Raw genomic sequence first — 11,115 nt, forward strand, 5'->3', positions numbered from 1 at the left:
TCTATTGTTTAATTATCAAGGTTCTTTGTCTTTGCTGTTTGAAACAGCTTATTTAGATTATCATATTCATTGACGTTTGTCAAGAACTTTTTTAATCTTTTTTCGACCAGCTTTTCAGCTGTTCGACCGCTATCCTTTCGCCAAACTTTCGTTTGTCTCAAGCGACAGCTTATTAAGAATATCACAATCAGTTGTGTTTGTCAACTGTTATTTTATTCTTTTTTTCAGGAGCAATTCCTGAAGATTTCTGATTACCCTCTAGCATTGCCTGCCATTCTCTAATCAGTTAGCGCCGTCTTCTGCTTCGACTCTGTTACCTCACGGCCTTGTCTAACGCGACAGCTAGATTAATATACCACAAGTGGGTTTAAATTGTCAAGATTGTTTTTATATTTTCTGCAATTCAGACAATTTAGACAATTCAAGTTTAATTTATCGGGCTCTTATGGACATTTTCACAAAATGATACTTTATGACATATCATAGCATACAAAAGAACCTGTCACTGGCAGCTTCTTACAAATGTATGGTACTAAAAAAAGAGTCCGGAAATAATCTTCCCGAACCCTTTTACACTTTTTAATATTTCACTCCTGTCGCCAGTTTCATAATCGGATTTCCATCATATATTAATTTCAGCAATGTATTATCTTCTACCATTCTGTAAATTTCTTTTCCGATATCTGTTGTATACATTAATGTGATCACCATAAATATAATCCAGACAATAACTAACGCAATCCCCATTCCGAACAGTCCTCCTGCCAGATGATTCAACGCTCCGACTCCCGGAAGTTCTGTTACAATATCCAGTGCAAACACAACTGCTCTCAAAATAATCGTGACCACTATAAATGTTAAAATGAATGCAATAATATTGATCACCTGTTTTGCAATGTACGCACCTACATATTGTGCAAAAGTTGTAACCCCCAGTTTCTGGTAGGTTGCTTTATTATTATTCTTTAACAGCAGATTTTTAAATGCCGCCGGTATATCAGCCGACTTGATCAATGTCTCCTGCAGACTCTCCGGTATATCTGCGTTCTCAATTGCATTTTCCACCGATTCATTCCCACTATTTTTTAATCCATCAAGTACATTTGCCGAAATTCCATACTTTGCAAGATCATCACTGCTGACTTTACCACTTACAATATCTGCTATAGAGATACCGTAACTTTCCAATTTTTCTTCACTGACTCCTGCTGCCTTAAGTACCTTTTTTACTGCTTCTTCCGTAAGACCGCCCTTGTCTGAATAAGAGTCTCCACCACTGACCGCCGATGTCGCTGCATCTGCCATTGTACTTACTACTTTCTGTCTTATCATATCATCCAGCGGGGTATATTTTTCGATTGTCTGCGATACATACGGCGTCGCAAAGAATACGATCACAAGTGTCACTATCGTCGCTACAAGCGACACTATGATACGGACTGCACCTCTTATCAGTCCCGTTATGATACATATAAGAAAAATAATCCCTATGGATATTTCCAACCAATTCATAGTTTCTCCTTATTTTACAAGACGGACCTTTTCCATTCCATTTGCACTTAACACAATATATTGATTCACTCCGCCAACCGGGAACATTTCCAATATATTATTATCCATCCTGCCTTTAAATTTCTGTATTCCATTCTTCATAAATATACTGCAGTTTTTTCCATCGTACATAATAACCTGGTTTCCACAAAGTTTTACGTGACTGTAATCGCCTTTAAATTCTTTTGACAGAACAACTTTTCCGCTTTTATTATAAAGGCGCAGTTCATATCCGCCTTTACCCTGGTTTTTCAAGATCATACCAATATATTTTTCATTATGAAATACACTTTTGATCTCTTTGTCCATCTTTATCTTTACGGACTGTTTCGGAACTTCTTTTCCGCTATAGATGGCCATACAGTCATCACCGATTGCCACGGATGTATCTGCATCCATGAAAAATCCGGAGGCCAGTATCGTATTCTTATAATTCTTACCGGATACTTTATGATCGGCTTCATCCTTTCCGGCTTTCCCGAAGTTATAATAATATAATCTTGACACCATCTGTCCATTCTGCGTGTAAAGATACACAACCTGCATCACTTCACCGTTTGCAGATAATGCTACGTCCACCGGATAACCTGTCCCAGCCAGAGATGTCTTATGTTCCACCAGAACATTTCCTGCAGTGTCATAGCAGATTACTTTCATTGATGTGTCATTCTTCAATATGGCACTGACGATTCCCTGCTCTGATACGCTTACCTTTTCTATCGGCATTGTCGTATGCACTTCACCTTTCAGGCCATCCTCCTGCAGGATCAAAATGTCATTTCCTTCTTTATCAGCTACTGCTGCCGACTTGTCGCTGACATCTATCATCGGATTCTTTATCTGATATGACTGGTTCCATTTTTCTTTTCCTGATTGATTCAGATAAGAGATTCCGTCTTTACTGTATTTTAATACACCATCCAGGAACTGAACATAATTATTATCTGCTGCTCCTTCTCCTACATACGTATCACTGACCCGTACTTTCGTATATGTCTGGAGATTAATCAGCAGATACACCAATATCGCAGCAATTGCTATGACCGCAATCACAATCCCTATTTTTTTTTGTTTTTTTCTTTTCCTTCTGGCCAGTTCTTCCTGAATCTCCTTTTCTGTCACTCCATCTTCGCTGTTTAATTCATCCATAATCTCTTCGATAATCTTATCTGTCGGATCTTCCGGCTCTCTCACAACATGGAGATTGCTATTCTTCCTGCGTTTCATCCGTCGGTCATCCTTTCAACGTTTCTTCTGATACTGTGTACCTTAGTATAACACATTTCCCATTTATGGGAGTAACAATTTTTGTCCGATATAGATCAGGTTGCCATCCGATAATCCATTCATTTTGCATATCGCCTTTACATGCGAAGTATCTCCATATAATTTCTTACTGATCCCCGCCAGTGTTTCTCCTTTCTGCACAACATAATAATCCTTATCCGTCAATTGGCTTTCTCCCTCCTTAGAGACCTTTGCCTCTTCTGATTTTTTCACTGTACCGGATACTTCTTTTGCTCCCTCTTTAGCCTCGGCCGCTGTTGTTGTTTTTGTATCTTCTTCTGTCTGTCCATTTTCCATGCTTTTTGAAAGATTTTCCAGCGATGTCTGTACCGACTTCATTTTGTCAAAATTATTTACTGTTGTAATTCCGATCACCAGCACAATCAACACCAGCAGCGCACTGGTTATATAAGCAAATTTTGAACTTTGATGCTGTTCTTTATATTCCATTTTTTCTCTCACTGCACTACGAAAATCCTTTGCAGCTCGATCCTCAACCACCTCACTGGGAGTCACCCCGTTCTCTCTTCTTGTATTGATCATGTAGTTCTGCATCTCCGGATTTTTCTCATAATAAATATAATGTCCGCCCATCTGCATAATTTCTCCGAATTTGTATGCATAGAAGACTTCTTCCTGTTCCCTCGCATTTTTCCACAAGAACAGATTCCATTCTTCTGCGAACTCTTTTTCCTGGATCCGTTTAACTTCTCTGTTACGACTCATCGGGCTGCCATCTTCAATGATCCCCCATCCAACGATCCGGCATTCCGGGAAAAACCGGGCAGCTTCTTCTTTTGCCTCTTTCATTATCTCATCTGTAATTTCTATATCATTTCCATTTGTCTTTACTTCTTTCATCTGAACCGCACCGGATACAAATACTGCATTTTCATCCTCAAGTTTCAGCAGTTCTCCCGTAAGTATCACCCCGACCGGTTGTTCTCTGGCTTTCTCCCGCAGCTGATTCAAATATGTATCCACGTAATCTTCTACGTATATCTTTGGATTGTCACTTACATTTCCTATCTGTCTTACATTTTTCGGAAGTTGTCTTTCCATGATACATTCACCTCATTTTAACTATTTTAAATTGCGGTCCGGTTATATTAACACTGCGTTTTACAACCATGCTGCAATTATTTTCGCATATGATAACATATAGGGAATGCATATTTTATCAGTTGATGGGACTTGTCCGAAAAAATATCCGATACGCTTTTTTGTTTCTCGACATACTTCGTAAAAAGGAGCTAAAGACCTCTGTTATAAATGTAAAAAAAGATAGAAATACCCAAAAGTATTCCTATCTCTCTATCGTCTTATTCGTTTATTCTATGACCACAATATTCCCGCAATCCTGATATCCTTCTGCGATACGATCCGTGATCACATCTGCACCTGTAAATGCCAGGAAAGTTACTGAACTGACCTCTCCGAATTTAGAATGGTCACATAATACATATTTTTTCTGGCATTGTTCTATTGCGGTTTTCTTCACCATAGCTTCATTCGCATCCGGTGTCGTAAATCCGGCTTTCTTAGTCACGCCATTGGTTCCAAAGAAACCTTTCGTAAAATGGTATTTTCTAAGCGTCTGCATCGCTTCACTTCCCACAACAGCTTCCGTCGAACTTTTCAGTTCTCCTCCTACCAGCCGGACTTTTACGCCTGCTTTGGCCAACCGCTGTGCGTGCGCAACAGCATTCGTAACAACAGTTACATCCTTATCACAGAAGAGCTCCAGCATATATCCGGTTGTCGTTCCTGCATCCAGATATATGAACTCTCCCTGTCCAATCAACCCAGCCGCATATTCTGCTATACGCTGCTTTTCCGATACATGAACTGTAATTTTCTGTGCCACTGTAGGCTCCTGTGGCGTCACTACGTGATCCGATGCAACCGCACCGCCAAACACTTTCACCAGTTTTCCTGCATTATGAAGCGCTGTGATATCTCTTCGCACGGTCGATTCCGATATATTCAGAAGTTCTTTTACTTCCGTTACGGTAATGCTGCCCTCTTTTTCAAGAAGCTTCAATATCTGTTCATAACGCTGTTCTGTAAGCATATGACCTCCTACAGGTTCTCCTGCATGAATTTACTTACTGCTTCACATGCTGCTTCTTCATCATCACCTTCAAATGTGAATGTTACTTCATGACCTTTCTTTGCTCCAAGACCCATAAGACCGAAGATCTTCTTGCAGTCAGCTTTCTTTCCTTCTTTTTCGATCATTACTGATGCTTCGAAAGATTTTGCAAGTTTAACTAACTCTCCTGCCGGACGAGCGTGGATTCCTTCGTTATCTGTGATTACATACTTAAATTCTTTCATTTTCATACCTCCATAAATATTACATTTTGTGATTTTCATTCTATTCATTTTTTACAGGTCTGTCAATATTTCTACTGGCAAACCTGTATTTTAACATTTATTTCCTAAGCGACTTTCTTTTTCAGCACTCCAAGTAATACTGCTGAGATTACAGTTCCTACTACCAGTGCCACCAGATACATCAGCGCATTTCCCACTACAGGGAACACGAAGATTCCACCGTGTGGTGCCATCAGTGTACATCCAAATGCCATAGACAGTGCTCCGGCTACTGCAGAACCTACAATGCAGGATGGAAGTACATGAAGCGGATCAGCTGCCGCATATGGGATCGCTCCTTCTGTGATAAATGCAAGTCCCATAACAAAGTTGGTCGGTCCTGCTTCTCTTTCGGATTTTGTAAATTTGTTCTTAAATAATAATGTTGCAAGGGCGATCGCACATGGAGGCGTCATTCCTCCGATCATAACCGCTGCCATGATGTCATAGTTTCCTGCTGCGATTGCCGCTGTACCGAATACATATGCTGCTTTGTTGAACGGGCCTCCCATATCGATTGCCATCATTCCGCCAAGGATCAGTCCAAGCACGATCTTACTTGAGCCGCCCATTCCTGTCAGTCCATTGTTCAGTGCTGTGTTGATCGCACCCATGATCGGTTCTACCGCAAAGTTCATAAGGAGACCGATTCCCAGAATTCCAAATACCGGATAGATCAGTACCGGTGCAATTTTCTCAAGTGCTTCCGGAAGTTTATCACATAATTTTCTAAGAAGGAGAATCAGATATCCAGATACAAAACCTGCTACCAGTGCTCCAAGGAATCCTGATTTTCCATTTGCTGCCATAAGTCCGCCTACAAAACCAACTGCAAGTGCCGGTCTGTCACCGATCGCTTCGCCGATATAGCCAGCCAGTACCGGAAGCATCAGTCCAAATGCAAGATCGCCAATTGTCTTAAGCTGTGCCGCTACCGGTGTGATCGTACCGAAGTTACCTCTGTCTGCTGCTGATAATGCATTCATATCTACACAGAGTCCGTCAATCAGGAATGCAAGTGCGATCAGGATACCTCCACCTACTACGAACGGAAGCATATGTGATACACCATTCATAAGCTGTGTATAGATCTGATGTCCGATTCCACTTGATTTGCCGCTGTTGCTTTCCTTTACTTCTGCTCCGTTTGCTGCATGATATACAGGGACATCTCCGTTAATCACACGGTCTACCAGTTCATCTGCTTTACTGATACCATCCGATACCTGGCAGATAATTACTTTCTTTCCATCAAAACGGTCCAACGGTACCTGCGCATCGGCTGCTACGATGATTCCGTCTGCCTCTTCAATCTCTTTGGCCGTCAGGACATTTTTTGCTCCGCCGGAACCTCTTGTCTCTACCTTGACTGCACATTCCTTTGCTTTGGCTGCTTTTTCAATTCCTTCTGCGGCCATATATGTGTGCGCAATTCCTGTCGGGCAGGATGTAACTGCAAGAATCTTTACTTTTCCGGTTGTCTCTTCTGCTGTGCTTTCTTCATCTGCTCCTGCAAGTCTCTCATCAATACCTGCTTCTTTTTCATCCGCATCATTGATAATGTTCATGAACTCTTCAACTGTCTTTGCATTTCTTAAGGATTCTGTAAATTCTTCATTCATCAGAAGAACAGATAATTTACTTAATACGTCCAGATGAATGTTATCTTCTGTATTCGGTGCTGCGATCAGGAACATTAATGTTACCGGTTCGCCGTCCAGTGAATCAAAATCCACACCGTCCTTTACTACCATTGCTGCCAGTCCCGGTTTGGTTACTGCATCGCATTTTCCGTGTGGAATTGCAATTCCCTCGCCGATTCCTGTGGTACTTTCTTCTTCTCTTGCATATACCTGCTTTCTATATGCTTCTTTGTCATTGATCTTTTCGCTCTTTACCATGAGATCAACGATCTGGTCGAGCGCTTCGCTCTTGCTCTTTGGCGATGCATCCAAAAGAATACTTCTTGCATCCAGCAAATCTGTGATTCTCATATGATTTTCCCTCCTGTTGATAAATATATTTTCTTTGCAACACTTCTCTCTTTTATGCCTTACACCAGCTGCTTATATACTTCTTCTACTTCCGGTCTGGTTGCCAGATATTCGGAAAATGCACTCGCACTTCCGGTTGCGACTCCCATATGGAAAGCATGCTCATAATCCTGCTTTTCCATCCAGCCTGCCATAAATCCTGCTACCATGGAATCTCCGGCTCCTACACCATTGACCAGTGTGCCTTTCGGTGCCGGTGAGCTGTAGACCTCTCCGTTCTCTGCGATCAGTACCGCTCCTTCACCCGCCATGGAGATCAGTACATTTCTCGCTCCTTTTTCCTGAAGCTTTCTTCCGTAAGGAATGACTTCTTCTCTTGTCTTAAGAGTCACTCCGAAAATCTCACCAAGTTCGTGATTATTTGGCTTGATCAGGAATGGATGATACTTAAGAACGTTCATCAGGAGATCTCTTGTCGCATCTACGACGATCATAACTCCCTTATCTTTCAGCTCTTTCATGATCCGGCTGTAGATATCATCCGGCATAGACGCCGGGATACTTCCCGCAAGGAATAAGATATCTCCTTCTTTCATCGTATTCAGACGGTCCATCAGTTCTTCTACTTTGTCTTTTGGAATCTCAGGACCACTTCCGTTGATCTCTGTTCCGTCGATTGATTTCAGCTTTAAATTGATTCTTGATATTCCTTCTTCAATCTGGATGAAATCAGATGTCACTCCGTCTTCTTCCAGTCTTCTTGCTATTTCTTTTCCCGTAAATCCTGCCATGAACCCAAGTGCTGTACTTTCAATTCCAAGATTCTTAAGTACGATAGAAACGTTGATTCCCTTTCCACCTGGAAGCATGAGTTCTGAGCTTGTACGGTTTGTAAGTCCGAGTTTAAAATCATCCACTGAAACGATGTAATCCAGCGATGGATTAAACGTAACTGTATAAATCATATTTCTTACCCCTTTCAACTTGTTGAATTCATTATACCGTCAAACTCGGTCAATTTCAATCATGTTATTTCACAAATATTCTGGTTGTTTTTGGTTGAATATGCACAAAAGAAGTGTAATTATGACTGATTCAAATGTTTTTTCACTTTTTCCTATCATATATTCAAACTCGGTCAACCTGGGTTTGCCCCTTGCAGATATCAGCTTTACTGTATATTTTGTCATCTCCAGGACCTGCCACCGGCAACTTCTTCCGAACGTATGGCGATCAAAAAAGGCTGCCATCCAACGAAATTTTTTCGTCAGAATGGCAGCCTCTGGCTATCCGTTCTTTATTAATTATTTCACGAATTCTTTTACTTTTGCATAAATGCTGTCTGCATCAAGACCATATTTCTTAATCAGTTCTACAGCCGGACCAGACTCACCAAATGTGTCATTTACACCAATCTTCATTACCTTAGCTGGTGCTTTCTCTGCAACTACGTCGCATACTGCACTTCCAAGTCCACCGATAACAGAATGTTCTTCTACTGTTACGATCTTTCCTGTCTTAGCCGCTGCTGCAACAACTGCTGCTTCATCCAGTGGTTTGATTGTGTGCATGTTGATTACTTCTGCACTGATTCCGTCTGCTGCAAGCTTCTCTGCTGCTGCGAGGGATTCAGATACTTCAAGACCTGTTGCGATGATTGTCACATCTGTACCTTCACGAAGTGTAATGGCTTTACCAATCTCGAATTTGTAATCTGCGTTATCATTGATAACCGGAACTGCAAGTCTTCCGAAACGGAGATATACAGGTCCTACATGCTCATAAGCTGCTTTTACAGCTGCTTTTGCTTCTACATCATCGGAAGGATTGATTACGATCATTCCCGGGATTGTTCTCATAAGAGCGATATCTTCGTTACACTGATGTGTAGCTCCATCTTCTCCGACAGAGATTCCGGCATGTGTAGCACCGATCTTAACATTTAATTTTGGATATCCAACTGAGTTACGAACCTGCTCAAATGCACGTCCTGCTGCAAACATAGCAAATGAACTTGCAAATGGAACTTTTCCTGTAGCAGCGATACCTGCTGCAACTCCAATCATGTTACACTCAGCGATTCCACAGTCAATGTGACGTTCCGGGAAAACTTTCTTGAACATTCCTGTCTTGGTAGCTTCTGCAAGGTCAGCATCTAATACTACCAGATCTTCATGTTCTTTTCCTAATTCTACTAAAGCATTACCGTAGCTTTCTCTTGTTGCGATTTTCTTTACTTCTGACATAATGCTTCACCTGCTTTCTCTAATTCTTCCATTGCCTGTGCATACTGCTCATCGTTAGGAGCTTTTCCATGCCATCCGGCCTGGTCTTCCATGAAGGAAACTCCTTTTCCTTTGATTGTCTTTGCAATAATTGCAGTTGGCATTCCCTTTGTCTTGCGAGCCTCTTTGAAAGCTGCTTCGATCTGGTCAAAGTCATTTCCATCAATATTGATCACATGGAAGTTAAATGCCTCGAATTTCTTATCGATCGGATATGGAGAGTTAACGTCTGTAATCTTTCCATCGATCTGAAGGTTGTTATTGTCAACGATCACTACCAGGTTGTCCAACTTTCTGTGTCCTGCTAACATAGAAGCTTCCCATACCTGTCCTTCCTGGATCTCACCGTCTCCGAGAAGTGTGTATACTCTGTAATCATCATTTGAAAGCTTAGCAGAAATAGCCATTCCTACTGCAGCTGAGATGCCCTGTCCAAGAGATCCACTTGACATATCAACACCTGGGATGTGTTTCATATCCGGATGTCCCTGAAGGTATGATCCAACTTTACGAAGAGTTGTCAGATCTTCAACCGGGAAGAATCCTCTGTGTGCCAATGTTGAATAATATCCTGGTGCTGTGTGTCCTTTTGATAATACAAAACGGTCACGGTCTGCTTTCTTAGGATCCTTAGGATCAATATTCATCTCTTCAAAATACAGATATGTATAAATGTCTGCTGCTGACAGTGATCCACCCGGATGTCCGGATTTTGCACTGTGAACTGCAGTAACGATGCCCTTGCGGACTTCGTTGGCTGTCTTCATAAGCTCTAATTTGTTCATGTTGTTCCTCCTGAATCATTTATATGATAGCTTTACTTATTCTTATTCTCCGAATACTGCTTTGTAATCAGCCTGGAATTTCTCGATTCCTGCATCTGTTAATGGATGATGTGTCATCTGCTCGATTACTTTGTAAGGTACAGTTGCGATATCAGCACCTGCTAATGCACAGTCTGTTACGTGGATTGGGTTACGTACGCTTGCTGCGATGATCTCTGTATCGATTCCTGCAACTTCGAAGATCTGTGCGATCTCTGAGATTAAGTCTACTCCTCTTGTAGAGATATCGTCCAGACGTCCAAGGAATGGTGATACATATGTAGCGCCGGCTCTTGCTGCAAGAAGTGCCTGGTTCGCATTGAAGATCAGTGTTACGTTTGTCTTGATTCCTTCAGCTGCAAGAACTTTTACTGCTTTTAATCCTTCTACTGTCATAGGGATCTTAACTACCATGTTAGGATGGATCTTAGCGATCTCTCTTCCTTCAGCGATCATGCCTTCAGCATCTGTTGTTGTTGCCTTTACTTCTCCACTGATTGGTCCGTCTACGATAGAAGCGATCTCAGCAATAACTTCTTCGAATACTTTACCTTCTTTTGCGATCAGAGATGGGTTTGTTGTTACTCCACAGATAACTCCCATGTCATTTGCTTTCTTAATATCTTCTACGTTCGCTGTGTCAATGAAAAATTTCATGTTATTCTTCCTCCTTAAAACCGGTGAAATCTGTTCACCATTCTCTTGTTATCGTTTGGTTGAATTATACTCTATTTAAGGAGCTCTGGTCAATAGCTTTGATTTTTTATTAGTAATTTTTTCTGTTAATATTATAAA

General features: G+C 41.3%; 10 protein-coding genes. All 10 read right to left on the reverse strand.

The genetic code is table 11. The annotated features are described in order from the left end of the window. Window positions 1-579: 579 nt before the first annotated feature. The 10 genes from NCY30_RS14060 to fsa all read right to left on the reverse strand — a co-directional run bounded on the left by NCY30_RS14060 (window position 580) and on the right by fsa (window position 10,977). On the reverse strand, window positions 580-1,512 hold the full coding sequence (locus NCY30_RS14060) for a CvpA family protein (RefSeq protein WP_022415317.1): 933 nt from the start codon (window positions 1,510-1,512) through the stop codon (window positions 580-582). Window positions 1,513-1,521: 9 nt separating this feature from the next. Next, the gene (locus NCY30_RS14065) at window positions 1,522-2,778 is read right to left on the reverse strand and encodes a DUF5711 family protein (RefSeq protein WP_022415316.1); all 1,257 of its coding nucleotides are present in this window, start codon (window positions 2,776-2,778) and stop codon (window positions 1,522-1,524) included. A gap of 63 nt (window positions 2,779-2,841) precedes the next feature. Then, a complete protein-coding gene (locus NCY30_RS14070) occupies window positions 2,842-3,900 on the reverse strand; it encodes a LysM peptidoglycan-binding domain-containing protein (protein ID WP_006427465.1) in 1,059 nt (352 codons plus the stop codon). Window positions 3,901-4,168: 268 nt separating this feature from the next. Next, window positions 4,169-4,912, reverse strand: coding sequence for a DeoR/GlpR family DNA-binding transcription regulator (locus NCY30_RS14075; RefSeq protein ID WP_055195414.1), 744 nt, complete (start codon window positions 4,910-4,912; stop codon window positions 4,169-4,171). Window positions 4,913-4,920: 8 nt separating this feature from the next. Continuing rightward, window positions 4,921-5,178 (reverse strand): HPr family phosphocarrier protein, encoded by a 258-nt coding sequence (locus tag NCY30_RS14080; RefSeq protein WP_055182262.1) that lies wholly within the window; start codon window positions 5,176-5,178, stop codon window positions 4,921-4,923. Window positions 5,179-5,282: 104 nt separating this feature from the next. Next, window positions 5,283-7,211 (reverse strand): PTS fructose transporter subunit IIABC, encoded by a 1,929-nt coding sequence (locus NCY30_RS14085; RefSeq protein ID WP_055195412.1) that lies wholly within the window; start codon window positions 7,209-7,211, stop codon window positions 5,283-5,285. A 59-nt stretch (window positions 7,212-7,270) separates the two neighbouring features. Then, a complete protein-coding gene (gene pfkB / locus NCY30_RS14090; RefSeq protein WP_006427469.1) occupies window positions 7,271-8,176 on the reverse strand; it encodes a 1-phosphofructokinase in 906 nt (301 codons plus the stop codon). A 339-nt stretch (window positions 8,177-8,515) separates the two neighbouring features. After that, complete coding sequence (locus NCY30_RS14095) at window positions 8,516-9,457, reverse strand: transketolase family protein (RefSeq protein ID WP_006427471.1); 942 nt, start codon at window positions 9,455-9,457, stop codon at window positions 8,516-8,518. Next, a complete protein-coding gene (locus tag NCY30_RS14100; protein WP_006427472.1) occupies window positions 9,445-10,281 on the reverse strand; it encodes a transketolase in 837 nt (278 codons plus the stop codon). Before NCY30_RS14100 ends, NCY30_RS14095 begins: the two co-directional genes overlap by 13 nt. Window positions 10,282-10,323: 42 nt before the next feature. Beyond that, window positions 10,324-10,977 carry a fructose-6-phosphate aldolase gene (gene fsa / locus NCY30_RS14105; RefSeq protein ID WP_055182269.1) on the reverse strand — a complete coding sequence of 218 codons (654 nt, stop codon included), beginning with the start codon at window positions 10,975-10,977 and terminating at the stop codon, window positions 10,324-10,326. Window positions 10,978-11,115 lie beyond the last annotated feature (138 nt).

This window comes from Dorea sp. MB18-49, from assembly GCF_023669465.1.
In the GTDB taxonomy this organism is placed as follows: Bacteria; Bacillota; Clostridia; order Lachnospirales; family Lachnospiraceae; genus Dorea_A; species Dorea_A longicatena.